This window comes from Variovorax sp. V15 (assembly GCF_041154425.1).
Lineage (GTDB): Bacteria > Pseudomonadota > Gammaproteobacteria > Burkholderiales > Burkholderiaceae_C > Variovorax > Variovorax guangxiensis.
Map to the genome: position 1 here is coordinate 5,632,027 of NZ_AP028659.1, position 25,798 is coordinate 5,657,824.

The 25,798-nt window shown below is 68.4% G+C and carries 25 protein-coding genes; 12 read left to right on the forward strand and 13 right to left on the reverse strand.

Going from position 1 to position 25,798, the window contains the following annotated elements:
- Window positions 1–5: 5 nt before the first annotated feature.
- From ACAM57_RS26815 to hisN, 5 genes are read right to left on the reverse strand one after another with little or no spacing between them, the layout of a single operon-like run.
- On the reverse strand, window positions 6–452 hold the full coding sequence (locus ACAM57_RS26815; protein WP_126021346.1) for a DUF1877 family protein: 447 nt from the start codon (window positions 450–452) through the stop codon (window positions 6–8).
- Complete coding sequence (locus tag ACAM57_RS26820; protein WP_184634820.1) at window positions 449–1,993, reverse strand: tetratricopeptide repeat protein; 1,545 nt, start codon at window positions 1,991–1,993, stop codon at window positions 449–451. The genes ACAM57_RS26815 and ACAM57_RS26820 overlap by 4 nt, the downstream gene beginning before the upstream one ends.
- Before the next feature lie 19 nt (window positions 1,994–2,012).
- Window positions 2,013–2,939, reverse strand: coding sequence for an ROK family protein (locus ACAM57_RS26825; RefSeq protein ID WP_126021348.1), 927 nt, complete (start codon window positions 2,937–2,939; stop codon window positions 2,013–2,015).
- Between the two features lie 38 nt (window positions 2,940–2,977).
- Entirely contained in the window at window positions 2,978–3,172 is a 195-nt protein-coding gene (locus ACAM57_RS26830; protein WP_184634816.1) for a DUF2905 domain-containing protein, read from the reverse strand.
- 10 nt (window positions 3,173–3,182) lie between these two features.
- Window positions 3,183–3,959, reverse strand: coding sequence for a histidinol-phosphatase (gene hisN, locus ACAM57_RS26835; RefSeq protein WP_369659556.1), 777 nt, complete (start codon window positions 3,957–3,959; stop codon window positions 3,183–3,185).
- A 114-nt stretch (window positions 3,960–4,073) separates the two neighbouring features.
- On the opposite strand from hisN, the gene ACAM57_RS26840 reads away from it, so the two are divergent.
- Window positions 4,074–4,472 carry a DUF5329 family protein gene (locus ACAM57_RS26840; protein ID WP_184634812.1) on the forward strand — a complete coding sequence of 133 codons (399 nt, stop codon included), beginning with the start codon at window positions 4,074–4,076 and terminating at the stop codon, window positions 4,470–4,472.
- Window positions 4,473–4,481: 9 nt separating this feature from the next.
- Here ACAM57_RS26840 and ACAM57_RS26845 read toward each other — a convergent pair whose 3' ends face one another.
- The 5 genes from ACAM57_RS26845 to ACAM57_RS26865 form a co-directional block, all read right to left on the reverse strand.
- Window positions 4,482–5,351, reverse strand: coding sequence for an ABC transporter permease (locus ACAM57_RS26845; RefSeq protein ID WP_369659557.1), 870 nt, complete (start codon window positions 5,349–5,351; stop codon window positions 4,482–4,484).
- Window positions 5,348–6,106 carry an ABC transporter ATP-binding protein gene (locus ACAM57_RS26850; RefSeq protein WP_369662483.1) on the reverse strand — a complete coding sequence of 253 codons (759 nt, stop codon included), beginning with the start codon at window positions 6,104–6,106 and terminating at the stop codon, window positions 5,348–5,350. The genes ACAM57_RS26845 and ACAM57_RS26850 overlap by 4 nt, the downstream gene beginning before the upstream one ends.
- Before the next feature lie 147 nt (window positions 6,107–6,253).
- On the reverse strand, window positions 6,254–7,264 hold the full coding sequence (locus ACAM57_RS26855; RefSeq protein WP_369659558.1) for an ABC transporter substrate-binding protein: 1,011 nt from the start codon (window positions 7,262–7,264) through the stop codon (window positions 6,254–6,256).
- Between the two features lie 26 nt (window positions 7,265–7,290).
- Window positions 7,291–8,181, reverse strand: a complete 891-nt coding sequence (locus ACAM57_RS26860) for a TauD/TfdA dioxygenase family protein (protein WP_369659559.1) — start codon at window positions 8,179–8,181, stop codon at window positions 7,291–7,293.
- A gap of 141 nt (window positions 8,182–8,322) precedes the next feature.
- On the reverse strand, window positions 8,323–9,438 hold the full coding sequence (locus ACAM57_RS26865) for a class I SAM-dependent methyltransferase (protein WP_369659560.1): 1,116 nt from the start codon (window positions 9,436–9,438) through the stop codon (window positions 8,323–8,325).
- A gap of 23 nt (window positions 9,439–9,461) precedes the next feature.
- Here ACAM57_RS26865 and ACAM57_RS26870 point away from each other — a divergent pair, with 23 nt between their 5' ends.
- Both ACAM57_RS26870 and ACAM57_RS26875 read left to right on the forward strand, forming a co-directional pair.
- Window positions 9,462–10,241 (forward strand): SDR family oxidoreductase, encoded by a 780-nt coding sequence (locus ACAM57_RS26870; RefSeq protein WP_369659561.1) that lies wholly within the window; start codon window positions 9,462–9,464, stop codon window positions 10,239–10,241.
- Window positions 10,242–10,252: 11 nt separating this feature from the next.
- A complete protein-coding gene (locus tag ACAM57_RS26875; RefSeq protein WP_126021358.1) occupies window positions 10,253–10,627 on the forward strand; it encodes a dihydroneopterin aldolase in 375 nt (124 codons plus the stop codon).
- 25 nt (window positions 10,628–10,652) lie between these two features.
- Here the strand turns inward: ACAM57_RS26875 and ACAM57_RS26880 are convergent, their stop codons facing one another.
- Window positions 10,653–11,882 carry an MFS transporter gene (locus ACAM57_RS26880; RefSeq protein ID WP_369659562.1) on the reverse strand — a complete coding sequence of 410 codons (1,230 nt, stop codon included), beginning with the start codon at window positions 11,880–11,882 and terminating at the stop codon, window positions 10,653–10,655.
- Between the two features lie 100 nt (window positions 11,883–11,982).
- Here ACAM57_RS26880 and ACAM57_RS26885 point away from each other — a divergent pair, with 100 nt between their 5' ends.
- The 4 genes from ACAM57_RS26885 to ACAM57_RS26900 are packed head-to-tail and all read left to right on the forward strand — an operon-like array spanning window position 11,983 to window position 15,307.
- The gene (locus ACAM57_RS26885; RefSeq protein ID WP_369659563.1) at window positions 11,983–12,972 is read left to right on the forward strand and encodes a LysR family transcriptional regulator; all 990 of its coding nucleotides are present in this window, start codon (window positions 11,983–11,985) and stop codon (window positions 12,970–12,972) included.
- A 55-nt stretch (window positions 12,973–13,027) separates the two neighbouring features.
- A complete protein-coding gene (ttcA, locus tag ACAM57_RS26890) occupies window positions 13,028–13,972 on the forward strand; it encodes a tRNA 2-thiocytidine(32) synthetase TtcA (RefSeq protein WP_369659564.1) in 945 nt (314 codons plus the stop codon).
- 46 nt (window positions 13,973–14,018) lie between these two features.
- The gene (locus ACAM57_RS26895) at window positions 14,019–14,645 is read left to right on the forward strand and encodes a DUF4136 domain-containing protein (protein ID WP_369659565.1); all 627 of its coding nucleotides are present in this window, start codon (window positions 14,019–14,021) and stop codon (window positions 14,643–14,645) included.
- A gap of 20 nt (window positions 14,646–14,665) precedes the next feature.
- The gene (locus ACAM57_RS26900; protein WP_369659566.1) at window positions 14,666–15,307 is read left to right on the forward strand and encodes a histidine phosphatase family protein; all 642 of its coding nucleotides are present in this window, start codon (window positions 14,666–14,668) and stop codon (window positions 15,305–15,307) included.
- A gap of 165 nt (window positions 15,308–15,472) precedes the next feature.
- On the opposite strand, the gene ACAM57_RS26905 is transcribed toward ACAM57_RS26900, so the two are convergent.
- Together ACAM57_RS26905 and ACAM57_RS26910 are read right to left on the reverse strand one after the other, a co-directional pair.
- Window positions 15,473–18,631: an efflux RND transporter permease subunit gene (locus ACAM57_RS26905; protein ID WP_369659567.1), complete on the reverse strand. Its 3,159-nt coding sequence runs from the start codon at window positions 18,629–18,631 to the stop codon at window positions 15,473–15,475.
- Window positions 18,628–19,803 (reverse strand): efflux RND transporter periplasmic adaptor subunit, encoded by a 1,176-nt coding sequence (locus tag ACAM57_RS26910; RefSeq protein ID WP_126021701.1) that lies wholly within the window; start codon window positions 19,801–19,803, stop codon window positions 18,628–18,630. Before ACAM57_RS26910 ends, ACAM57_RS26905 begins: the two co-directional genes overlap by 4 nt.
- 250 nt (window positions 19,804–20,053) lie before the next feature.
- On the opposite strand from ACAM57_RS26910, the gene ACAM57_RS26915 reads away from it, so the two are divergent.
- The 5 genes from ACAM57_RS26915 (at window position 20,054) to ACAM57_RS26935 (ending at window position 25,497) form a co-directional block, all read left to right on the forward strand.
- A complete protein-coding gene (locus ACAM57_RS26915; protein ID WP_369659568.1) occupies window positions 20,054–20,515 on the forward strand; it encodes a hypothetical protein in 462 nt (153 codons plus the stop codon).
- A 91-nt stretch (window positions 20,516–20,606) separates the two neighbouring features.
- Window positions 20,607–21,956, forward strand: coding sequence for a tRNA (N6-isopentenyl adenosine(37)-C2)-methylthiotransferase MiaB (miaB, locus tag ACAM57_RS26920; protein ID WP_369659569.1), 1,350 nt, complete (start codon window positions 20,607–20,609; stop codon window positions 21,954–21,956).
- The gene (locus tag ACAM57_RS26925; RefSeq protein ID WP_019656808.1) at window positions 21,956–23,383 is read left to right on the forward strand and encodes a sensor histidine kinase KdpD; all 1,428 of its coding nucleotides are present in this window, start codon (window positions 21,956–21,958) and stop codon (window positions 23,381–23,383) included. Before miaB ends, ACAM57_RS26925 begins: the two co-directional genes overlap by 1 nt.
- Before the next feature lie 60 nt (window positions 23,384–23,443).
- Complete coding sequence (locus ACAM57_RS26930) at window positions 23,444–24,112, forward strand: hypothetical protein (RefSeq protein ID WP_126021368.1); 669 nt, start codon at window positions 23,444–23,446, stop codon at window positions 24,110–24,112.
- Window positions 24,109–25,497 (forward strand): sigma 54-interacting transcriptional regulator, encoded by a 1,389-nt coding sequence (locus ACAM57_RS26935; protein ID WP_019656806.1) that lies wholly within the window; start codon window positions 24,109–24,111, stop codon window positions 25,495–25,497. Before ACAM57_RS26930 ends, ACAM57_RS26935 begins: the two co-directional genes overlap by 4 nt.
- Window positions 25,498–25,798 lie beyond the last annotated feature (301 nt).

Consider the following 25,798-nt stretch of genomic DNA (forward strand, 5'->3'; position numbering starts at 1 on the left):
GCGATTCAGACGATATAGAAAACGACGGCGTCGCGCCTTGCGGCCGCTTCGGCGAAGAAGCGCTTCACGCCGTCCATGAAGCCCGCGAGATCCTGAGCGCCTTCCTGCCAGGCCTTGGCCCAGTACAGCTCGCCGAACTTCGCCGGCTCGGCAGTGAATCGGCCCACCAGCGCCGCCACGTCGCACTGCGCGAGCCGTGCCGCCGCGCGCTCCACGTGGGCGGCCGTGAGGTAGATGCAGCCCAGGCCGTCGGTGCCGTCGAGCTCCTCGCCGTCGACCGCCTCGGGCATCAGCGTGCGCACCACGTCCCAGGCCTGCTCCACCGTCTGGCTGTCGCGCGGGCCGCCCTTCGCCGCGGGCGAATTCAGGAAGGCGGAGACGGTGGACGGATCGATCACCAGCGCGCGCAGCCGGTAGCGGTCGAGGGCATAGAAGGCGGCGCCGATGCTCAAGTGCTGGGCTCCATGCGGGCGGCGCGCGCCACCGCCGCGAGCGCGATGCTCACGCTGTCGATGTTGCGCTGCGCGTTGTCGATGTTCCTGAAATGGTCGGGCGCGCAGATCTGGTTGAGCAGCAGCGTGCGCTTGAAGTGCGCAAGCGCCTGGCGCAGCTCGCCCTCTTCCTGCGCGATCAGGCCCAGGTCGTTGTGCGCATTGGCGGCCGACGACGAGATGCCGCGGCAGCTGCGCTGCTGGATGTCGAGCGAGCGCTCGAACAGCTCCCGCGCGCGCACGAAGTCGCGGCGCGCCATGAAGAGGCTCGCGAAGTTGTTGAGCATGTCCGAATGCAGCTCGGCGTCGCCCTCGCCCGGCGGGAGCTTGTCGAGGTGCACCAGGGCGCGTGCGTAGCAGAGCTCGGCCTTCGCGTCCTGGCCCGACTCGGCATAGAGGAACGCGAGGTTGTTGAAGGCGCGTACCACGCCGTCGCTGGAGCCGCCTCCGGCCTCGGCCACCGCCATGGCGATAGTCTTCTTGTAGAGCGCCTCGGCCTCGTCGGCACGTCCGGCCGCGGCATGCAGCAGCGCCAGCGTGTTGGTCGGACCGCGCCGCCAGCTGTCGTCCAGCCCGAGCTGCGCGGCCACGGCGAGGGCCTCGTCGGCCGAGGCCTGGGCCTTCTCGTTCCAGCGCAGCCGCCGGCACAGCTCGGCATGGCTGGACAGATGCAGCACCACGCTGCGGTGCGCGCCGCCGTGCAGGCGGCGGCTGGTGGCGATGGCCTCCGCGCAGAGCCTTTCGGCGCTCTTCAGGTCGCCCTGCGCGAGCGCGTCGCGGTAGCGGGCCTCGCGGTCGTCCAACAGGTTCAGCAGTGCGCCCTGCTCGTCGGTGGTCGCGCCGCGCGCCTTGCGCTGCTCGATGCCGACCAGCGTCAGGTCCAGCGCCTTGCGGGCGACGTCCATGTCCTCCGCGGGCATGCCGAGCTTGCGTCCGATGGACAGGCTTTCCTCGAGGCTGGCGCGCGCCTTGTCGAAGGCGTCGATCTGGTAGCAGGCCTGGCCAAGCATGCACAGGGTCATGGCGAGGTTCTGGTGCGGGCCCTTGAACACGCGGCGCGTGGCGGCGACGATCTGCTCGCCGATGGCGACGGCCTGCGTCCAGTCGCCGGCCTCGGCGGCGGCCACGAAGCGCTCCTGCAGCTTGTTGGCTTCGGCGAGGGCGGCAAGGTCGTAATCCTTGGCGGGGTCCCTCGGCGCGGGGCGGCGGGAGGCGTGGCGCGCGGCGGCGGGCGGGGTTTCCTCTTCTTCCTCCTCGGCCGGGCGCTGCGCCTGCAGCTGACTCATGCGCCGATGGATCCACCACAGGTCGAACAGCATCCACGGCAGCAGCACCATCAGGCAGAAGCGGCCGCCCGGCAGGCCGGCGATTCCGTACACCAGAAACGCCAACTGCCCCGCCCCGCCCAGGTAGCTGCCCAGATAGAAGCGGTGCGCGCCGATGAAGCCGCCCACCAGCCACAGCAGGTAGGCGAACGAGCGGCGGCGAGGCAAGGGGGTCATGGTTCGCCGGGTGCCCGGGTCAGTCGAGCAGCGCGAGCGCCGCGTAGTCGCCGACCTTGTCGCCCAGGCCGGCGGGTACAAGCATCACCCCGCGCGTGAGAGGGAGCAGCCTGCCGTCGATCTGCGCCTGCAGCCTCGGCAGCACGAAGTCGCGGTGATGCCAGAACACGCTTCCACCCAGGCTGATGCGCTGCAGGTCGAGGATGATGACCATGTTGTAGAGCATCCGGCCGAACACACGGCACAACGCCTCCGCCGTCTCCAGCGCCTTGGGTTCGCCGGCGGATGCGGCGGAAAACAGGTCGGCGGCGGACTGTCCGAAACGGTGGCCGATCGAATTTCCGCCAACCAGCGCCTCGACGTCGCCGTAGTTGCCGCAACCGCACAGCGCCCCGGTGGCATCGTCGACCACGAAACTGTGTCCCGCGTGCCCGGCATTGCCGTTCTTGCCACGCAAGGCCTTGCCGTCGACGCACAGGCCCACGCCCACGCCGGTGCTCCAGGTGGCATAGGCGCAGTTGTCCAGGCCCTGGAGCGCGCCCCAATGGCGTTCGGCCTCAAGGGCGGCCACGGCGTCGTTCTCGACACGAACGCTGCCGAAGCGCTGAACCAGCGGGGCTTCGATGATCGCGGTCATCCATGAATTGGGCAGGCCGCGCGATGGCCCCGCGATGCCGCCGCAGATATTGGGCGTGGCGAGTTCGACCAGCCCGTCGCGCAACTCGAAGGGCCCCGTCGACGACACGCCCACCCGGTCGATGGAAGCCGGATCGACACCCTGCTGCGCGCAGACCTCGTCGATCATCCGCATGATCTGCACCGCCACCGCGTCGTTGTCGCCGGTCTTGGCCGTAGGCTCGCTGCGGCGGCCGATCAGCGGCGCGTCGCTCGAGGCGGAAAGGCTCACGGCTACCTTGGTGCCGCCGATGTCTACGCAGGCTCTCATTGCGGTTCGTCTTTTCCTTGTCTGGTTCTGTGCTCTGTCTACAGAAAGCGCGCCACCAGCGCCGCGATCATGCTGAGCACGATGGTGCTGGCGATGGGCAGCTGCCACTCGCGGCCGAAGGCGCGGAACTCGAAGTCGCCCGGCAGCCGTCCGAAGCCGAAGCGGCGCAGCCAGGCGGTCAGGCCGCTCATGAGCACCAGCGCGAGGACGACGACGATCAGCCAGCGAAGCATGGGCAACAGTCTAGGCCGAGAGAATGGCCATCGCTTGCCGGTGGAGTTCGGGCGTTGCGGCCGCGATCACCCGTCCGTCGGACTTCAGGCCCAGTGGCTGCCCCAGCCAGTCGGTGACCACGCCGCCGGCCGCCTCGATCAGCCCGGCCGGGCCGAGGTAGTCGTAGGGCTGCAGGCCGGTCTCGACCACGAGGTCGATGGTGCCGCCCGCCAGCTGGGCGTAGCCGTAGCAGTCGCCGCCGAAGCGGCGCATCGCGCACTGGCGGCTCAGGCGATCGAAGGCGCTCCAGTCGGCCGGCGCGAAGATGTCGGGCGAGGTGGTGACGATGCGGGCCTTGGCCACTTCGGTGCAGCCGCTCACGCGCACCGGCTGGCCGTCGCGCGTCGCGCCCTGGCCCGCCACGCCGATCCAGCGCTCCTTGAGCACCGGCATGTCGATCATGCCCAGCGCCACGCGCCCGCCCTGCAGCACGCCGATCAGCGTGCCCCACAGCGGCGAGCCGGTGATGAAGCTGCGCGTGCCGTCGATGGGGTCGAGCACCCAGATGCGCCCGGCATCGAGCCGCTCGGGGCCGTGCTCTTCGCCGTAGATGCCGTCCGCCGGGGCGCGCGCGGCGAGGATCTCGCGCATGGCCGTCTCGGCGGCGCGGTCGGCCAGCGTGACGGGGCTTTCGTCCGCCTTGGTGATGATGTCCAGCGGCGTGCGGAAGTAGTGCATCGACTTGGCGGCGGCGGCATCGGCCAGCGCTTCGGCGATCGGCGAGAGGTCGGAAGAGGAGGAGCTCATGAAAGAGTTGGAAACGCTTGCCAAAACCTGCAATTAGACCCGAGCCGGCCCCTGTTTGACACAGCGGGCCCGCCAGCCCTAGCATGGCCCGGAAATTGCCACGAACTACGACAAATGGCTTCTTTCACCCACCTGCGCCCGGCCCTGCTCGCCCTCGTGCTCGGCGCCTCGGCCTTTCTGGCCCACGCCACCCCCTCCGACACCGAAGACAAGCTGATCGACACGCTGATACAGCGGGTCTCGAAGATGAGCTCGATGATCTTCCTGCGCAACGGCAGCGAGTACAACGCCTCCGACGCCGCCAAGCACATGCAGGCGAAGTACGACTACTTCAAAAAGGAGCTGGTCACGGCCGAAGACTTCATCGAGCGCTGCGCCTCGCGCTCGGAGATGACCGGACAGGCCTACAGGGTGAAGCTCACCAACGGCACGGTGCGCGACGCCAACGAGTTCCTCAACAGCGAACTGCGCGCGCTGCGGCAGGCGACAGGCGCGAAGAAGCCCGGCGGCTAGCCGGGCACCCTAGCGCTGCTGCCCCCAGCGGCGCACCGTCAGCCGCTCCAGCGTCCTGAAGCCCAGGCTCTCGACCAGCAGGCCGATCAGCACCACCAGCGCGAGCCCCGCGAACACGCGGTCGGTGTAGAGCTCGTTGCGGTTCTGGAAGATGTACCACCCCAGCCCGCCCTTGCCCGAAGAAGCCCCGAACACCAACTCCGCCGCGATCAGCGTGCGCCAGGCGAAGGCCCAGCCGATCTTCAGCCCCGACAGGATCGACGGCAGCGCCGCCGGCACCAGGATCTGCAGCACGTAGCGCAGCCCCCTGAGACCGTAGTTGCGCCCGGCCATGCGCAGCGTGTCGGGCACGCCCTGGAAGCCCGCGTAGGTGTTGAGCGCCAGCGGCCACAGCACCGAATGGATCAGCACGAACACGAGGCTGCCGCGCCCGAGCCCGAACCACAGCAGCGCCAGCGGCAGCAGCGCGATGGCGGGCAGCGGGTTGAACATGGAGGTGAGAGTGTCCAGCAGGTCGCGGCCGAGGCGCGTCGACACCGCCAGCGTGGTGAGTGCGAAGGCTAGCAGCACGCCGGCGACGTAGCCCTGCAGCAGCACGGCCAGCGAGATGCGCACCTTCTCGATCAGCTCGCCGCTGGCGAGGCCGTCGAACAGCGCCGCCGCGGTGGCAGTGAAGGTGGGCAGCAGCAGGTCGTTGTTCTGCCACCGCGCCGCCAGCTCCCACAGCACGGCAATGACGGCGAGGATCAGCCCCTTGCGCAGCCAGGCCTGTGACCAGATGCGCTCACCCAGCGGCAGCGAACGCTCCACCGGCACATCGGTGAAGGGCTCCAGCGTGCGCTCGTACTCGGGGCGGACCGGCGGGACGACGGCGCTCATACGGCAGCCTCCTCTTCGAACAGCATGTCGTGGATGCGCTGCGCCGTGCCCTGGAATTCGGCGCCGCCCAGGCTGTCGAGCGTGAAGGCGTGGCTGTTGATCTCGGCGCGCATGCGCCCCGGATGCGGCGACAGCAGCGCGATGCGATTGCCCACCACCAGCGCCTCCTCGATCGAGTGGGTGACGAACAGCAGCGTGAAACGCACCTCCTCCCACAGCTCGAGCAGCTCCTGCTGCATCCTGCGGCGGGTGAGCGCGTCGAGCGCAGCGAAAGGCTCGTCCATCAGCAGCACGCGCGGCTGCATCGCCAGCGCGCGGGCGATCGCCACGCGCTGCTTCATGCCGCCGGAGAGCTGGTGCGGATGCACATCGGCGAACTTCGAGAGGCCGACCTTGTCGAGGTAGTGCAGCGCGCGTTCGGCCGCCTCCTTTCTGCCGAGCGTGCGCGAGGCCAGCAGCGGGAACATCACGTTCTGCTTCACCGTCTTCCACGGCGGCAGCTGGTCGAACTCCTGGAACACGACGATGCGGTCGGGGCCTGGTTGCGCCACGCGCCTTCCGTCGAGGCGGATCTCGCCCTCGACCGGCGGAATGAACCCGGCCACCGCCTTCAGCAGCGTGGACTTGCCGCAGCCCGAGGGGCCGAGCAGCACGAAGCGGTCGGCGGCATGGACGTCGAAGCTCACGCGGTGCGTGGCACGCACGACGCGCTCGGGGGTGCGGTATTCGAGGCTCACGTTCTCGACCTGCAGCAGCGGCGCGCTGTCTTGCTCCCTCTCCCGCTCGCGGGAGAAGGTCGGGGTGAGGGCTGGCGACGATGCCACAGGCTCCCCCCTCACCCCCGCCCTCTCCCGATGGGAGAGGGAGTCGATCCGCGAATCCAGAACAGCCGCTGTATTCACTCAGTTACCCGACACGTTCTGCGCGTCGTCGAAGAAGTAGTCCTTCACCGAAGCCGGCTTGTTCCTGATCGCGCCCACGCGGTGCATGAACTCCGCCAGCGGGTAGGTGTTCTGCGGCGTGGTCTTGAACTGCACCTCGGGGTTCCTGATGATCTTCAGCAGCAGTTCGCGGTCGAGCTTCGCGTTGCTCACCTTCAGGTAGATGTCGGCGGCCTTCTCGGGGTTGGCCGTGACGAACTTCGCCGCCTCGTCGAGCGCGTCGACGAAGGCCTTGTAGGTCTTCGGGTTCTCGCTGCGGAACTTCTCCGTCGCGTACAGCACCGTCGCCGACGATGGCCCGCCCAGCACCTGGTACGAGTTGAGCACGATGCGCGCATTCGGGTTGCCCGCGAGCTCCTGCTCCTGGAACGGCGGATTGCCGAAGTGCGCCGTGATCTCCGTGCCGCCCTTGATGATCGCCGCCGCCGCATCGGGATGCGGCACCGCCACGCTGATCCTGTCGAGCCTGTTGAACTCCTTGTCGCCCCAGAGCTTGGCCGAGGCGAACTGCAGCACGCGCGACTGCACCGAGACGCCCACCGCGGGCAGTGCGATGCGGTCCTTGTCGGTGAAGTCGGCAATCGACTTCACGTTCGGGTTGTTGCTCACCAGGTAGTACGGGAAGTTGCCCAGCGAGGCCACGCCCTTCACATTCTGCTTGCCCTTGGTGCGGTCCCACAGCGTGAGCAGCGGCCCCACGCCGGCACCCGCGATCTCGATGTTGCCCGACAGCAGCGCGTCGTTCACCGCCGAGCCGCCCGAGAGCTTGACCCACTCGACCTTGGCGTCGATGCCCGCGGCCTTCGCATGTTTCTCGATGAGCTTCTGCTCCTGCGCCACGTTGAGCAGCAGGTAGACGATGCCGAACTGCTCGGCGATGCGGATCTGGCCTTCCGCATGCGCGGCAAGGCTGCCGGCGAGAAGGCCGAGGCCGGCGACGAGCGCCGCGGCTTTGCGGGTGAAACGGTTCATTGGAAGCGGTGGCTAGGAAAGAAAAATCAGAAAGGCGTGTCGCCGATGATCGTGGTGCGGTTCAGACGCCGGCGCAGGTGGTCGGGCGTGCCCGCTGCCAGGTGCATCAGCGAGCGGTTGTCCCAGAACACCAGGTCATGCGGCGCCCACTGGTGGCGATACACGAACTCGGGCTTCACGCTGTGTGCGAACAGCTCGGCCAGCAGCGCGTCGCTCTCTTCCTGGGGCAGCCCGACGATGCGCGTCGTGAAATGCTCGCTGACGAAGAGCGCCTTGCGGCCCGTCTCCGGGTGAGTACGAACCACCGGCTGCACCGCGGGCGCGACCTGGTCGATCTGCGCCTGCGAGAGCTTCGGCCGCCATGGGTTCTTCGCGCGCAGCTCCTCGTACTTGGCGAGGTAGCTGTGCTCGGCCTTCAGCGGCAGGATGCGCTGCTGGAGCTCGGAGCTCAGCGACTCCCATGCGAGATGCTGGTCGGCGAAGAGCGTGTCGCCGCCTTCGCTCGGCAGTTCCTGGGCGTGCAGCAGCGAGCCGAGGCTGGGCTTGGGCTTGTACGAGATGTCGGAGTGCCAGTAGACGCCCGCGTCGCCGAGGCCGATGGGCTCGCCGTTCTCCTTGATGTTGGAGACGATGAGGATCTCGGGGTGGTTCTTGAGCTGGAACTGGTGGAGGACGTGGATTTCGAGCGGGCCGAAGCGGTGGCTGAAATCGATGTGCTCTTGCGGGGTGATCTGCTGGTTGCGGAAGACCAGGACGTGGTGGTCGAGGTGGGCCTTGTGGAGGCGGGTGAAGTCTTCGGTGTTGATGGGCTTCGAGATGTCGAGGCCTACTACCTCGGCGCCGACCGGGGCATTGAAAGGGCGCACTTCGAAGTGCTGCGAAGGGGGGCTTACCTCGCTGGCAGGGGCGGCAGTCATGCCGGGAATGTAGGGGGCGGGGTTTGGATCGGCAACGAACTCTTTGTTGCTAGCTTATGACTTTGTTTTTGGCGTGGTGAGGGGTTGCTTCCCGGGGCCGGGGCGAGTCCCGGCCTCGGGAAGCAAAGCAAACGCAGTCACTCAAAGCGTATGACTGCGATCCCCCTCCCTGAACCCCATCGCGTCCCAAGCTTCCCCAACAGCAAACGCCACAACCTTGAACAACTCCCCCATCTCATGCTCATGGATGAGCCGAGCCGCCATCCCCCGCTCAGCAACAGTCCCTTGCTCCATCACCCCAAGCAACCCGCAATTCAAAAGAAACCGCGCCTGACTCGTATAGCCAAGCACAGCAAGCCCAGCATCCTGTCCAGCAAGAGCAACCCCAGTGAAGTCGACGTGTGCAGTGATGTCCTTGTAGCCAACATCAGACAGCGGATCCCCATCAGCCTTGTGCCCCCGATGACACATCACAGTCCCCATATGCCTCTGCGGGTGGTAGTACTCCGCCTCGGGAAACCCATAGTCGATAAGAAAAGCCGCCCCCTTCTTCAACCGATCCGCCAGCGTCGCAACAAACGCCTTGGCCTGCGGATGAATCTCCGTGAGGTAGTCATGCTCTCCAGGCACCTCCACCGGCGGCCGCAGTTCAGTCGCACGGTCGGCCCACGCCCATCCATCGTCCGAAGCGTTCCGCACAACGCCCCGCTCGAACCATTGCCCGCCGGCACGCGCCAGCAACTGCACCGGCATCGCATCGAGCACCTCATTGCCAACGACAACCCCCTGCATCGATTCAGGCAGTTCGTTGAGCCACTCCACACGCCCCGCATGCCCCGCCAGCGCCTGCTGCTGCCGCTCCCTCAAGGTCCCCGACAGATCGACGATCCGATAGCGCACATCACCACGCCCCATCCCATCGAGCGCATGCAACAGCTGCACAGCCAACGCCCCGGAGCCCGCACCGAATTCCCAGACCGTATCGGTCCCGGTCTTCTCCAGCGCCTCGGCCACCTGCGCGGCCAGGGCCTGGCCGAACATGGGCGTGAGCTCGGGCGCAGTCACGAAGTCGCTACCCGAAGAAGGCATGTGCCCGAACTTGGCCAGTGTGTTGGCGTAGTAGCCGAGGCCGGGCGCATAAAGCGCGAGGGCCATGAAGCGGTCGAAGCCTATCCACCCCCCCGCGCGCTCGACGGAGCGCGCGATGAGATGGTCGAGGGCGGTAGGTAAACTGCTGGGGGTCGTCTTTGTCGTCACAGCGCCATTCTCCCTCTCCCCGCATGAGCCCCGCCTCCCCCGCATCCAACTCCCCCCGCACGGTCCTCGTCACGGGCGCGGGCCGCCGGCTCGGCCGCGAGATCGCGCTCGCACTGGCCGCGGGCGGCTGGCAGGTGGCGGTGCACTACCGGAACTCGCGCGCCGAGGCCGAGCAGACCGTCGCCGACTGCGCCGCGCTCTCGGGCGACTCGGCCCTGTTCTCGGCCGACCTGGACGACGAGCAGGCCACGCGCGCGCTGCTGCCCCGCGTGGTGGCGCGCTTTCGCAGCGTCGATGCCGTCGTGCACAGCGCGGCCCTCTTCGAGCACGACGAGGCCGCCACCTTCGGCTACGCGCTCATGGAGCGCCATGCGCGCAGCAACACCGGCGCGGCCATCCTGCTGGCGCAGGCGCTGCACGAGCATGTGGCGGCGCGCAACGCGCAAGGCGCGGTGGTCCACTTGCTCGACCAGAAGCTCTGGAACCCGAACCCCGACTTCCTGAGCTACACGCTGTCCAAGGCTGCGCTCGAGGCCGCGACGCCGATGCTGGCGCTGGCCCTGGCGCCGCGCGTGCGCGTGGTGGGCGTGGCGCCCGGCCTCACGCTGGCGAGCCACATGCTGGACGACGACAAGTTCGCCCAGCTGCACAAGCTGTCGCCGCTGGGCCGCTCGTCCACGCCCGAGGACGTTGCCGCCACGGTGAAGTTCGCGCTGGAGAACCGCTCGATCACCGGCACCACGCTGCTGGTGGACGGTGGCCAGCATCTGATGAAATTCGAGCGCGATTTCTCGCTCATGTGAGCCCATCCACCATGTCCACTCCCTCGCACGGCCACCAGACACTCACCCTCCAGGGCCTGCGCTTCGACGCCAACCTGGGCATCCTCGAGCAGGAAAAAACGGCGCCCCAGCCGATCCTGGTCGACGCCGAACTCAATCTCGGCCCCCAGCCGCTGCTGCCGCAGGACGACGACATCTTCCACGTGCTCGACTACCGCAAGGTGCGCCGCATCATCATCGACGAGTGCACCGCCGAGCACGTCAACCTGCTGGAGAGCCTGATCGGCAAGCTGGCGCAACGGCTGCTGCAGCTGCCCGGAGTGCTGGGCGTGCGCGTGAAGATCGCCAAGCTGGAGATCTTCGACGACTGCGAGGTGGCGATCCGCATGGAAGCCGGCGAGTGGTGAGCTAGCCGGACCTCCTGCATTTCTTTCAGGCGGCCGAGCCGCAGGCAACGGCTGTCTTCTTCGAGGCGACAGGCCACATGCGCACCCCCAGCGCCCCGAGCGCCGACACCGAGGCCATCGCCGCCACGCCCGGCCATCCCCACTGCGCAAGCACCAGGGCACCCAGCGCGGAGCCCGTGGCCATGCCGACGAACACACCCGTGAAGAACACCGCATTGAGCCGGCTGCGCGCGCCGGGGTCGATGCCGTAGACCACCGTCTGGTGCGCGATCAGCGCGGCCTGCAGCCCGAAGTCGAAGCCGATGGCGGCGACCACGATCAGCCCCAGCCGCGCGGCGGGCGTCGCCAGCAGCGGTGCGAACAGCATCGCGGCGAACGACACGGCGACCAGCGCGGCGCCCATGCGGATCACCAGCTCGGGACCGCGGCGGTCGGCAAGGCGCCCCGCGATCGGCGCGGCCAACGCACCCGCAGCACCGGCCAGGCCGAAGGCACCGGCGGCCGCACTGCCCAGGTGGAACGGCGCGCCATGCAGCATCACGGCCAGCGTCGACCAGAAGGCGCTGAAGCCCACCGACAGCAGGGCCTGCGCGAAAGTCGCGCGGCGCAGCGCGCCATGGCGCTTCCACAGACCGGCCAGCGAACCCAGCAGCGCGCCGTAGCCCAGGTGAGTGGTCGGGCGCAGGCGCGGCAGCCCGCGTGCGGCGGCAGCGCCGATCAGCGCGATGCTCACGGCCGCCACGACGAACATGGCGCGCCAGCCGAAGTGCTCGGCCACGAAGCCGGCGAGCACGCGCGACAGCAGGATGCCCAGCAGCAGCCCGGTCATCACCGTGCCGACGATCCGGCCGCGATGCGCCTCGGGCGCCAGCGTGGCAGCGGCCGGCACAACGTCCTGCGCCAGCGTTGCCGCCAGGCCGATGACCAGGCTCGCCACCAGCAGCGGCGCGACCGAGGGCGAGAACGCCGCGCCCAGCAGCGCGAGCACCAGCACCGAAGCCTTGGCGAGGATGATGCGGCGCCGGTCGAAGCGATCGCCCAGGGGCGCAAGCAGCAGGATGCCCAGCGCATAGCCGAGCTGCGTGAGCGTGGGCACGAAGCCCACGGAGCGGGCGGAGGCGCCGATGTCGGGGCCGAGTATGCCGAGCATGGGCTGGCTGTAGTAGAGCGCCGCGACGCCGAAGCCGGCGCTGGCAGCCAGCAGCAGGATCAGCGATCCCGGCAGCTTTTCATGCGCATTCTGAATGGAAGACATGGTGTAAACCCTTGGTTTCGAGAAGCAAGGGCTGGAGTTTGCGGGCCATCCTCCTATGAAGGTAGCCCTGCGGGCCGAACAATTGATATACGCTCAACGCATGGCCAAACTTCTCCCGCCCCCTCCCCCGGCCGACCGCATCGAGCTGATGCAGACCTTCGTTCGCATCGTCGAGGCCGGCAGCCTGTCAGCCGCCGCGGCCCAGATGGGCACCACCCAGCCCACAGTGAGCCGCCGCCTGCAGGCCCTCGAACGCTCGCTGGGCGTGCGGCTGCTGCAGCGATCCACCCATGCGATGAAGCTCACGGAAGACGGCGAGCGCTGCTTCGACCGCGCCAAGGAACTGATCCTGAGCTGGGGCGCCTTCGAGGCCGAGCTGCGGGGCGTCGGCGACCAGCCCGAGGGCCGGCTGCGCGTGGTGGCGCCGCATGCCTTCGGGCAGCAACTGCTGGTCGGGCCGCTGGCCGCCTACCTGAAGCGCCATCCGCAGGTGACGGTCGAATGGCTGCTGCACGACAGCCCGCATGACGAAACGCCCGACTTCATCGCCGAGGGCGTGGACTGCGCGATCCGCGTCGGCGAGGTGACGGACCCCAACGCCGTGGCGATCCGCCTCTTCGACGTGCCGCGCATCGCGGTCGGAGCGCCGTCGCTCTTCGGGGGCGGCACGCCGGTGCCGGCGCATCCCGCCGAGCTCGAGGCCCTGCCCTGGCTGGCGGCGCGCAATTTCTACCGGACCGAAGTCGTGTTCACGCACGAAGGCACGGGCGAGGTGTACCGCGTGCCCATACGCCCGCGCATGATCACCGACAGCCTCTACGCCCTGCGCAGCGCGGCCGTGCTGGGCGCGGGCGTCGGCGTGTCGTCGGCCTGGATGCTGGCCGAGGAGCTGGAAGCGGGCCGGCTGGTGCACCTGGCGCCCCGATGGCACGGGGTGTCGGCGCCGGTCTACATCGTGTACCCGTACGCGCGCTTCTATCCGGCGAGGCTGCGGCTCTTCGTGGAGGCGATGCGGCAGGCCTTTCCGGAGTCGCCGCTGCCTGGAACCGGAAAAGCCGGGAAGGCCGGAAACGGGCCGGATGGCGGGTGAAATGGGGATCGGGGACAATCACCCCCTTCCCCCGACTCCCCGAAGCAGCCTGCCCATGAACGCCGTCTGGATCGACGAGGCGCCCGCCACCGCCGACGCCACCGCTCCCTCTCCCGCCAACTCCATGAAGATCGAGCGCGAGACGCACAAGCTCGAGAAGCGCCTGTGCCGCCAGGTCGGGCAGGCGATCGTCGACTACAACATGATCGAGGAGGGCGACAAGGTCATGGTGTGCGTCTCGGGGGGCAAGGACAGCTACGCGCTGCTCGACATCCTGCTCAAGCTGAAGGCGCGCGCGCCCATCCACTTCGACATCGTCGCGGTCAACCTCGACCAGAAGCAGCCCGGCTTTCCCGAGGAGGTGCTGCCCAGGTACCTGAGCGATCTGGGCGTGGACTTCCATATCGAGAACCAGGACACCTACAGCATCGTCAAGCGCGTGATTCCCGAGGGCAAGACCACCTGCGGCCTGTGCAGCCGGCTGCGCCGCGGCATTCTTTACCGCGTGGCCGACGAGCTGGGCGCCACCAAGGTCGCGCTGGGCCACCACCGCGACGACATGCTGCAGACTTTCTTCCTCAACATGTTCTTCGCCGGCAAGTTGAAGAGCATGCCGCCGAAGCTGGTGAGCGACGACGGCAAACATGTCGTGATCCGCCCGCTGGCGTATGTGTCCGAGAAGGACACCATCCGCTGGGCCCAGCACCGCGAGTTCCCGATCATTCCGTGCACGCTGTGCGGCAGCCAGGAGAACCTGCAGCGCAAGCAGGTGGGAGAAATGCTGCGCGAGTGGGACAGGAAGTATCCCGGCCGCGTGGAGAACATGTTCACCGCGCTGCAGAACGTGGTGCCTTCGCACCTGCTCGACGGAACGCGGCACGACTTCAAGGGTCTGAAGGCGACCGGCGTGGCGGACGACGAGGGCGACAAGGCCTTCGACCCGCCTTCCTTCGACTTGCTCTCCCAGGCACCTGCCGCCCTGCGCATTGCCCAGGGCTGAACGGGCAACCCAGGGGAATTTGGGGCACCAGTGCCCGGAGACCCTCATGAAATCCGCGATCCCGGCTCTTCTTCTCGCCGCCAGCCTGACGGGCTGCGCCACCTCCTGGGTGGTCGACAGCGACGTGAAGAGCTTCTCCTCCATCGGCGCCGTGGCGCCCGGCGCCACCTACCGCTTCGACCGCCTGCCTTCGCAGCAGGCCGACGGCGCGCGGCAGGAATCGCTCGAAGCCATGGCCGGCGCGGCGCTCGACCAGGTCGGCCTGCGCCGCGACGACGCCAAGGCCCGGTACACCGCGCAGATCGGCGCGCGGGTGACGGCCGGACTCTCGCCCTGGGCCGACCCGTGGCTCTACAACGGCCCCTGGGGCTACGGTTACGGCGGCTATGGCTACTACGGCCGTCGCTGGTACGGCGGCGGCTGGTATGGCGGCCCGGTGTTCGCGCCGCCGGCCAACCCCTGGTACGAGCGCGAGGTGAGCATCGTGCTGCGCGAGGCGGCCACCAACCGCGTGGTCTACGAGACCCGCGCCCGCAACGATGGCCCCTACACGTCGAGCGCGGCGATCCTGCCGGTGATGTTCCAGGCGGCGCTTCAGGGCTTCCCGAATCCGCCGCAGGGCGAGCGCCGGGTCAACATCGAGCTGCAGACCGGGCAGCAGGCCAAAAAGTAGCGCCTTCTAGAATTCCCCGGATGGAAGAACCCACCCGCCTGATCGCAGTTCGCCATGGCGAGACCGCCTGGAACGTCGACACCCGTATCCAGGGCCAGCTCGACATCGGGCTCAACGCCACCGGCGTGTGGCAGGCACGGCGCGCGGGCGCGGCGCTGGCCGACGAGCCCATCGGCGTCGTCTATGCCAGCGACCTCTCGCGCGCCTGGCAGACCGCCCAGGCCATCGCCGAACCTCATGGCCTGGCCGTGCAGCCCGAGCCCCGGCTGCGCGAGCGCGCCTTCGGAAAATTCGAGGGCATGAGCTTCGCCGAGATCGAAGCCACGCTGCCCGTGGAAGCAAAGCTCTGGCGCGAGCGCGATCCCGAATTCGAACCCGAGGGCGGCGAGAGCCTGCTCACCTTCCGTGACCGCGTGACCGGCGTGGCCGCCGAACTGGCGGCGCGCCATCCGGGCGAATTGGTGGTGCTGGTCGCGCACGGCGGCGTGATGGACGTGCTCTACCGCGCAGCCACCCGCCAGGAACTGCAGGCGCCGCGCACATGGCTGCTCGGCAACGCGGCCATCAACCGCATGCTGTGGACGAGCGAGGGGTTCAGCCTCGTGGGGTGGAGCGATACGACGCACCTCACGGACGGTGCTCTGGACGAAACGACTACCTGAGGGCGGGAGCGGGATCGGACTGCCGAACGCGGAGGACGCAGAGGACGCGAAGGTTTCGCGAAGGGCGCGAAAGAAAACCTGAAAGGTTTCCTGGTTTCCTTTGCGACTTTTGCGTAGCTTTTGTCTTCCTTCTGCGATCGGCTGCCCGCTCCCGCGTTCCCGCTTTCAGGCGTGCGAGTGCTGTGCGTGGGCTGCCTCCGCCTGCGCTTCACCCGGCAGGTCCACCATCGGCCCGGTGCCGCTGTAGCGGTCCAGCGCGAGGTAGATCGCGGGCGTGATGTACAGCGTGATCACCTGCGAGAAGATCAGGCCGCCCACCACCGCCACGCCCAGCGGCTGGCGCAGTTCGGCGCCGGCGCCCAGGCCCAGTGCGAGCGGCAGCGCGCCCATGAGCGCGGCCAGCGTGGTCATCAGGATCGGGCGAAAGCGCAGGCGGCAGGCCTCGCGGATCGCGTCCACCGGCTTCATGCCCTCGGTGCGCTGGGCCTCCAGGGCGAAGTCGATCATCATGATCGCGTTCTTCTTCACGATGCCGATCAAGAGCAGGATGCCGATGGTGGCGATCAGCGTGAGGTCGAAGCCGAAGATCTTCAGCGAGATCAGCGCGCCCACCGCGGCCGAAGGCAGGCCCGCGAGGATGGTGATCGGGTGGATGTAGCTCTCGTAGAGCACGCCCAGCAGCACGTAGATAACCAGCACCGCCAGCACCAGCAGCACGGCCTGGCTCGACTGCGAACTCTGGAACACCGCCGCGTCGCCGCCGTAGGTGGTGATGATCGACTGCGGCATCTTCAGCTCGCTCTTGAACTGGTCGATCTTCGCGGTCGCGTTGCCCAGCGGCACGTCGGGCGCGAGGTTGAACGACACCGTGACCGCCTGCAGCTGGCCCTGGTGGTTGACCGCGGTCGGCCCCACGGTGCGCTTGACGGTCGAGAAGGCCGACAGCGGCACCAGCTTGCCGGTGGTGCTGCGCACCGACAGGCGCGAGACGTCTTCCTCGAACTGGCGGTCGTCGTCGGCGGCCGAGAGGATCACCTGGTAGGTGTTGCTCGCACCGTAGATGCTGCCGATCTGGCGGTCGCCGTACGCGTTGTAGAGCGCGGTGCGCAGGTCGCCCACGGCCACGCCGAGCACGCCGGCCTTGTCGCGGTCGATGTCGAGGGTGGCCTGCAGGCCGCGGTTCTGCGAGTCGCTGGTGACGTCGCGGAAGGCGGCATCGGCGCGCATGCGTTCCATGAGCCGCGTGGCCCACGGCACCATCTCGCCCGCATTGACGCTCTGCAGCGTGTACTGGAAGCGCGCCTTGCTCTGCCGTCCGCCCAGGCGCAGGTTCTGCACCGGCTGCATGTAGACGGCGATGCCCGGGATTTCGCGGAAGCGCTGGCGCAGCGACTCGAGCACCTTCGACATCTGCGGACGCTCGCCGCGCGGCTTGAGCACGGCGAACAGGCGGCCGGAGTTCTGCGTGGCGGTGGGCCCGCCCACGCCGACGAAGGAGCTCACGTAGTCGACGCTGGGGTCGTCCTTGAGCGCGGCGGCCACGCGGTCCTGCAGCGCCTTCATGGCGGTGAAGGAGATGTCTTCGGCCGCCTCGGTGGTGATCTGGATCTGGCCGATGTCCTCCTCGGGGAAGAAGCCCTTCGGGATGGTCGCGAACAGCCAGCCGGTGACGACGAAGGTCAGCGCCGCCATCAGCAGCATCACCTTGCGGTGACCCAGCGTCCAGTCCAGCGTGCTCATGTAGGTCGCGTGCACCTTGCGGTAGCCGCGCTCGAAGGCACGGCCGATGGCGGTGCCGGGCTCGGGGTGTTCTTCCTCGTGGTCCATCGCGCCTTCCTTGCGCGGGACCTGCCTGAGCAGGCGGCTCGCGAGCATCGGCACCAGCGTGAGCGACACCACCGCCGACACCAGCACCGCCAGCGCCACCACCACGGCGAATTCATGGAACAGCAGGCCGATCACGCCCGGCATGAAGAAGATCGGGATGAACACGGCCACCAGCGAGATGGAGATGGACACGATGGTGAAGCCCACCTCGCGCGCGCCGCGCAGCGCCGCCGCGAACGGATCCATGCCCTTTTCGACGTAGCGCATGATGTTCTCGAGCACCACGATGGCGTCGTCCACCACCAGGCCCACCGCAAGCGTGATGCCCAGCAGCGAGATGTTGTCCAGGCTGTAGCCGAAGGCATAGAGCAGCGCCACCGCGCCGATCAGCGAAATGGGGATGGTCGCGGCCGGGATCAGCGTGGCCACCAGCCGGTGCAGGAACAGGAAGATCACCAGCACCACCAGCGCGATGGTGCCCAGCAGCGTGAGCTGCACGTCGTGCACCGCCTCGCGGATGGAGATGGAGCGGTCGTTCACCATCTGGATCTCGACCGACTGCGGCAGCTCCGCCTTGAAGCGCGGGATGAGCGCGCGCACCGCATCCACCACCTGCACGGTGTTGGCGTTTGGCTGGCGCTGCACGGCCAGCGAGATGGAGTCCTGCCCGTTGAAGCTGCTGGCGGTCTTCACCGACTCGAAGCTGTCCTCGATGGTGGCCACCTCGTCCAGCCGCACCGGAGAGCCGTTGCGCTGGCCGACGATGAGCTTGGCGAAGTCGGCCGCCTTCATGAGCTGGCGGTTGGCCTGGATGGTGAGCGTCTGGCGCGGGCCGTCGAGCACGCCCACCGGCGTGTTGGCGTTGGCCGAGTTCACCGCCTTCGCGAGCTCGTCGAGCGTGATGTTGCGCGCGTTGAGCAGGTCGGCGTTGGCCTTGATGCGCACCGCGAAGGCCTTGCGGCCGTACACGCCCACCTGCGCCACGCCGTCGATGGTCGAGAGCGTGGGCGAGATCAGGTTTTCGGCGTAGTCGTTGAGCTCCGACGGATTCATCGACGGCGAGATCAGCGCGATGAAGAGCACCGGCGCGTCGGCCGGGTTCACCTTGCGGTAGGAGGGCAGCTGCGTCAGCTCCTGCGGCAGCTGGCGCTGGGCGCGCAGCAGCGCGGCCTGCACGTCGACGGCGGCGGCGTCGATGTCGCGGCTGCTGACGAATTCGAGCGTGAGCGAGGTCACGCCCTGCGTGTTCACCGAGCTGATGGTCTGCAGGCCGGGGATGGTCGAGAACTGCTTTTCGAGCGGCAGCGCGACCGATGAGGCCATGGTGTCCGGACTGGCCCCGGGCAACTGCGCGTTGACGTTGATGACCGGCGTGTTGTAGCTGGGCAGCGCGGCAACGGGGATGCTGAAGTACGCGAAGATGCCGATGACGACCACGGCGGCGGACAGCAGCACCGTCATCGCCGGACGGCGGATGCAGAGCTCCGAGATGTTCATGCGCGTTCCTGGCGCGGCGGCTTGATGTCGGTGCCGTCGGTAGATGCGGCGCTGCCGGGCGTGACGCCCGTGGTGCCGTTCACCGGAGCACCTGGGGCCGTGCCTGGCGCCTTCGCATCCACGCGCACCTTGCCACCCGGGCGCACGTTCTGGCTGCCCTCGATCACCACCTGCTCGCCGGGCTCGATGCCGCTCACCGCCACCTGCGTGCCGAAGGTGTGCAGCGCCTTCACCTTGCGGCGCGTGGCGGTCTTGGCCTGGTCGACCACGTACAGCGATGCACCGTCGGACAGCATCATCAGCGCCGCGGCCGGCACCACGGTGACGCCGTTGAGCGTGCGCACCGTGATGCGCGTGCCCACGAACTGCCCCGGCCACAGGCTCTGGTCGGCATTGGCGAACACGGCCTTGGCGCGCACGGTGCCGATCTGCGGATCGACGGTGTTGTCGACGAAATCGAGCGTGCCGGTCAGCGGCTCCCTGCGGCCGGTGACGACGGCCTCGACCTTGGAGCGCGAGCGCGCGGCCTCCAGCAGGTCCTGCAGGTTGCCTTCGGGCACGGGGAAGCTCACGGCGATCGGGTCGAGCTGGGTGACCGTGACCAGCGACAGCGTCGGCTGCACCAGCGTGCCCGGGTAGATGTTGACCGCGCCGATGCGCCCCGCGATGGGCGCGCGCAGCGTGGCATAGCCCAGCGCCACCTGCGCCGACTGCACGGCCGCGCGGTCGGCGGCCACGGCGGCGCGCTGCGCCTCGAGCTGCGAGAGCGTGGCGTCGGCCGCGCTCTTGGCGATGAAGTTCTGCGCCACCAGTTCCTGGCTGCGTTTGTACTGCCGCTCCAGGTCGGCCAGCGTGGCCTCGTCCTTCTTCTGCTGCGCCTTCGCGCGCGCGAGGTTGGCCTGGTCGTTGCGGTCGTCGAGCGAGAAGAGCAGCTGGCCGGCCTTGACGAACTGGCCTTCCTTCACATGCACCGCGCTCACCGTGTTGGTCACCTGCGGGCGCAGGTCGACGCTGTTGAGGGACACCACGCTGCCGTTGACCTGCACGGTCACGGGCACGTCCTGCTTCTTCGCCGTGGCCAGCGTCACGAGCGCCGCAGCGCCACCGCCCGCCGGTGCGCCGCCAGCGGCCGGGGCCTTGGCGTTCTTCGCAGCGGACTTGTCTGCGGACATGCTCCACCACCCACCCGCGACGGCTACGATCAACACGCCCGCAAGGGCGACGGCGACATTTTTCTTCATGGGTTCTTGTGCACTTTGGGCTGACACGGCTATTGGATCAGCGGCCGACTCCTGGTGATCATGGGTCCCGTAAAGAAATGTAAAGCAGGTCAACCGAAAGTCGCACTACTCGCTGCGGCCGGCCCGGGCCGACAGGGGCCCATCGCTAAAATCGCCGGTCCACAGCCTCTGGATAAACCCCATGAACCGCTGCAAGAAACAATCCACGAATGCTCTCACTTCCATAGCGCTTTGCACAGCAGCCATTGCGGCTGCAGGCCTTTTCCCGATCGCCGCCAGCGCACAGGACGAAGTCCACCGCCCACAGACCCAGAACGAGTCGCTCGTGGGCGGCCGCACCTTCCCCATCGGCACCCTGCGCGGCAAGTTCATGGTGACCAACGCGCCCGACGTCGAGCTCGACGGCAGGCCCGACCGCCTGGGCGCCGGCGCGCGCATCCGCAGTGGCCAGAACATGCTGGTGATGCCCGGCGCCATCGTCGGCCAGAAGTACCTCGTCAACTACACGCGCGACGCCGCCGGGCTGCTGCGCGAGGTGTGGATCCTCACGCCCGACGAAGCCACCGCCAGCCGTGAATCGCTGGACAAGCCGTTCCTGAACATCTGGCCGTTCACCTCGAACGACACCCTCAACACGCAGTAAGCAAGCAAGAAGACGGCCGGCGCGGCGGGTCCCGCGCGCCGGCCGCCGTGCCTTCCCCTTCAAGCAGGGAGGCCACGAGAGAGAGCTCCCCATGAAAAAAGTATTCATCAAGACCTTCGGCTGCCAGATGAACGAGTACGACTCGGACAAGATGGCCGACGTGCTCAACGCCGCGCAGGGCTACGAGCCCACCCAGAACGTGGACGAGGCCGACCTCATCCTGTTCAACACCTGCTCGGTGCGCGAGAAGGCGCAGGAGAAGGTGTTCTCCGACCTCGGCCGCGTGAAGCACCTGAAGGCCAAGGGCGTGAAGATCGGCGTTGGCGGCTGCGTGGCCAGCCAGGAGGGCGAGGCCATCATCGCGCGCGCCCCTTACGTCGACATCGTGTTCGGCCCGCAGACCCTGCACCGCCTGCCCGAGATGCTGAGCGACCGCGAGCGCCTGGACCGCCCGCAGGTGGACATCAGCTTCCCCGAGATCGAGAAGTTCGACCACCTGCCGCCCGCGCGCGTCGAGGGCGCGACCGCCTTCGTGTCGATCATGGAAGGCTGCTCCAAGTACTGCAGCTACTGCGTGGTGCCCTACACCCGCGGCGAGGAAGTGAACCGCCCGCTCGACGACGTGCTGGTCGAGATCGCCGGCCTGGCCGACCAGGGCGTGCGCGAGATCACGCTGCTGGGCCAGAACGTGAATGCCTACCGCGGGAAGATGGGCGATACGGCCGAGATCGCCGACTTCGCGCTGCTCATCGAGTACGTGGCCGAGATCCCCGGCATCGAGCGCATCCGCTACACCACCAGCCATCCGAACGAGTTCACGCCGCGCCTCATCGAGGCCTACGCGAAGGTGCCGCAGCTCGTGAGCCACCTGCACCTGCCGGTGCAGCACGGCAGCGACCGCATCCTGATGGCGATGAAGCGCGGCTACACCGCCATGGAATACAAGAGCACGGTGCGCAAGCTGCGCGCCATCCGCCCGGAGCTCGCGCTCAGCAGCGACTTCATCGTCGGCTTCCCCGGCGAGACCGAGGACGACTTCAACAAGATGATGAAGCTGATCGACGACTGCCAGTTCGACGCCAGCTTCAGCTTCATCTTCAGCCCGCGCCCCGGCACGCCGGCGGCCGCGCTGCGCGACGACACGCCGCACGAGGTGAAGCTCGCGCGCCTGCAGAAGCTGCAGGGCGTGATCGACGCCAACGTGAAGCGCTTCGGCCAGGCGCTTGTCGGCACCACGCAGCGCGTGCTGGTGGAAGGCGCCTCGCGCAAGGACGCAACCGAGCTCATGGGCCGCACCGCCTGCAACCGCGTCGTCAACTTCGAGGGCGATGCGCGGCTGGTGGGCCAGATGGCCGACCTGCGCATCACCCGCTCGCTGGCCTACACGCTGCGCGGCGAGGTCGTCACCAACGAATCGCCGATGGCGCTCGCCCAGCACTGATGGCGAAGCGTCCATCCATGCGGGGCTCGTTCCAGCAGCTCCTGCTCTTCGCCTTCCTGCTGATCACCGCCCTGCTGGTGGGCGTGGCGATTCGCTCGGTGCTGCAGTACGACGCGCTCATGACCCAGAGCCGCGACGCGGCCGCGCGCGCGCTGCGCCTGTCGGGCGCCTCGCAGTCGCTGGCCGAGCGCAGCGCGGCGATGGAGCGCGCCGGGCGCCAGTCGCTGGTGCTGAACGACGCGGTGCTGCGCCGCCGCTTCGACGACGCCGCGCGCGAGGCGCACCAGGTGCTCGAGCGCCTGGAGAAGAACGGCCTGCCGCCCGCCGGCATCGAGATGTGGCGCACCCAGCTGGGCGTGATCGAGGGCCTGATGAGCGGCAGCGCCGACAGCGCCCTGGCCCGCGAGAGCACGATGGCGATGCAGTTCCGCGAGCTCGACGCGCTCAACACCAACATCGCCCAGCAGGCGCAGTTCCTCATCGAGACGCAGAACGACGCACTGGCCAGGCGCATCGAGAACGCGCGCCGCCGGCTGATGCGCGAGGTGGTGGCCGCGAGCGTGCTCGCGGTCTCGCTGGCGCTGGCATTCGGCATCTGGCTGGCGCGGCCGTTCAAGCGGCTGGAGCACGCCATCGTCGGACTCGGCCAGAACCGGCTCGACGAGCCGATCGACATCCGCGGCCCGGCCGACGTGCGTCGCGTGTCGCAGCAGCTCGAATGGCTGCGCCTGCGCCTGACCGAGCTCGACGCCGACAAGGCCCGCTTCCTGCGCCACGTGTCGCACGAGCTGAAGACGCCGCTGGCCGCGCTGCGCGAGGGCGTGTCGCTGCTGGAAGACGGCGTGACCGGCCCGCTGAACCCGGCGCAGCTGGAGGTGGCGCAGATCCTCAACCAGAACACCGTGGCGCTGCAGGGCCAGATCGAGGCGCTGCTGCGCTTCAACGCCGCCGCCTTCGAGGCACGCGAACTGCGCCGCGAACGCACCGAGCTGCTGCCGCTGATCGAGGAGCAGATCGAGGGCCAGCGCCTGCAGTGGCAGTCGCACGGCCTGCGGGTGCGCGCCGAGGGTGAAGCGGTCACCGTCACGGTCGACCGCGCCAAGCTGGGCACCGCCATCGCCAACCTGTTGAGCAACGCCATCCGCTTTTCGGTAACGGGAGGTGTCATCACGCTGACCGTGTCGCAGACACCGGAAGCGGTGCACATCGACGTGAACGACGCCGGGCCGGGCATCGCCGAGGGCGACCGCGACCGGATCTTCGAACCCTTCTTCCGCGGCGAGCGCCAGCCCGAGCACACGGTGAAGGGCACGGGCATCGGACTTTCCATCGTGCAGGAGTACATTGCAGCCCACGGGGGCCGCATCACACTGCAGCCCGGCGGTCCCGGTGCCCACTTCCGCATCGAGCTGCCGCGCACGGCCTGACCACCCCGGCATCCCCTTTCCAGAAAAACCGTCCGAACGCCTCGCGTCCTTCTTCGACCCATGTCTTTTCCGTTCGTCCGCCGTTCCTCCTTCGCCGGGGCGATGACCGTGCCTTTCGTCCTGCTGCTGGCCGCCTGCGCCTCGCAGCCCAAGCCGCCCGCGGAGGCCGATGCGCTGCCGCCGCCGCCGGTCGTGCCGCGCGTGATGCCGGTGGAGGCCGAACCCAAGGCGCCGGCCACGCAGCCCGCCGCCTCGCTCTTCACGACGATGCTGCAGGGTCCGGTGTCCTCGATGCTGTCGTACGCCGACAAGGTTCGCCCGCTCAACGGCGCCGACCTGAGCGCCGAGATCGCCCGCGTGGGCGACCCCGGCGACTCGCCCACCGCGCAGATGCAGGTGGCGCTGCTGCTCTCGCAGACCCGCGTGCCGGCCGACCTGGCGCGCGCGCTGGGCCTGCTGCAGCGGGTGATCTCCAACCCCGCGCCCGAAGCGCAGGCGCTGCAGCCGCTGGCGCGCGCACTCGCTGCCCGCTATGTCGAGCAGCGCCGCGTGGAGGACGACCGCGACAAGCAGGTGCAGCAGCTGCGCGACAGCCAGCGCCGCATCGACCAGCTCAACGACCGCATCGAAGCCCTGCGCGCCATCGAGCGCAGCTTCGCGCGGCCCAACAGCAACCCGGCGTCGGCCGTGCCCGCCGCGCCGCCCAACGCAGGCAAACCCAATCAATGAGTACCACCGGCGCCCGCCTCCTCGTGGTCGATGACGACCCGGACATGCTGCGGCTGCTCTCGATGCGGCTGAGCTCGGCGGGCTACCAGGTCACGGCCGTCACTTCGGCCGAGACTGCGCTCACGCAGCTCGAGATCGAGCACCCGCAGCTGGTGCTGAGCGACGTGCGCCTGCCCGGGCGCGACGGCCTGCAGCTCTTCGACGAGATCCGCAAGCGCCATCCCTCGCTGCCGGTGATTCTGCTGACCGCGCACGGCACCATTCCCGACGCCGTGGAAGCCACGGCGCGCGGCGTCTTCACCTACCTGACCAAGCCCTACGACGGGCGCGAGCTGCTCGAGAAGATCGCGCAGGCGCTGGCGCTCGGCGCCCCCGCCGCCACGCCGAGCAAGGCCGGCGACGACAGCTGGCGCTCCGAGATCGTGAGCCGCAGCAACCGCATGGCCGAACTGCTGGCCGAGGCGCGCATGGTCGCCAAGTCCGACGCCTCGGTGCTGCTGCGCGGCGACTCCGGCGCCGGCAAGGAAATGCTGGCGCGCGCCATCCACAAGGCCAGCGCGCGCGCCGACAAGCCTTTCGTGGCGGTCAACTGCGGCGCCATTCCCGAGGCGCTGCTCGAATCGGAGCTCTTCGGCCACATGAAGGGCGCCTTCACCGACGCCCACGCCAATCACAAGGGCCTGTTCCAGCAGGCCGACGGCGGCACGCTGCTGCTGGACGAAATCGGGGACATGCCGCCCGCGCTGCAGGTCAAGCTGCTGCGCGTGCTGCAGGAGCGCGCTGTTCGGCCGCTGGGCGCGAGCCAGTCGATCCAGGTCGACGTGCGCATCGTCTCTGCCACCCACCGCGACCTCGACGCCGCGATGGAGGCCGGGCAGTTCCGCGAAGACCTCTATTACCGCCTGAACGTGGTTACGCTGACACTGCCGCCGCTGTCGGCGCGCCGCGAAGACATCCCGCTCTTGGCCAACCACTTCCTGCAGCGACTGTCGACCAAGTACGGCAAGCGGCTCTCGGGCTTCGCGCCCGAGGCGCTGAAGGCGCTGACCATGGCCGCCTGGCCGGGCAACGTGCGACAGCTCTACAACGTGGTGGAGCAGGTCTGCGCGCTGTCGAGCTCGCCGCTCATTCCGCTGGCGCTGGTGCAGCGGGCGCTGCGCGTGCCGACGGTCGAAGTGCAGACCTACGCCGAGGCCAAGCAGCGTTTCGAGCGCGACTACCTCGTCGGCCTGCTGAAACTGACGGACGGCAACGTGGCCGACGCGGCCCGCCTGGCCGACCGGAATCGCACAGAGTTCTACCGGCTGCTGCAGAAGCACGAGCTCACCCCGGGCCACTTCAAGGCGGACGCTGTCGCTGGCGGCGGGGACCCTGTCGCCGAGTAGCGACGCCGCTAAGTCGTTGATTTCATTGGGCAATGCCCACCGGCAACCCAGGCTTGTCGGGATTCAGCGACAAAATCGGGGGTTTGGAGGCCCTTCGGAGGCATTCCAGCACGGAAAACGTATTGAATCTCTGCTAAGTCATTGATCTGAAAGCGTTTTTCCAGGCTGGCACAGGGTTTGCCCCTGTACCGGCATGACAGCACTTACCAGCCCATCTTTCGCACTGCGCCAGCAGCGCGACGGCCTGCGTCAAAAGCAGTTTTCCTCCTCGCGGCCCCGCGCCGCGGGGCATTCGCTGGCC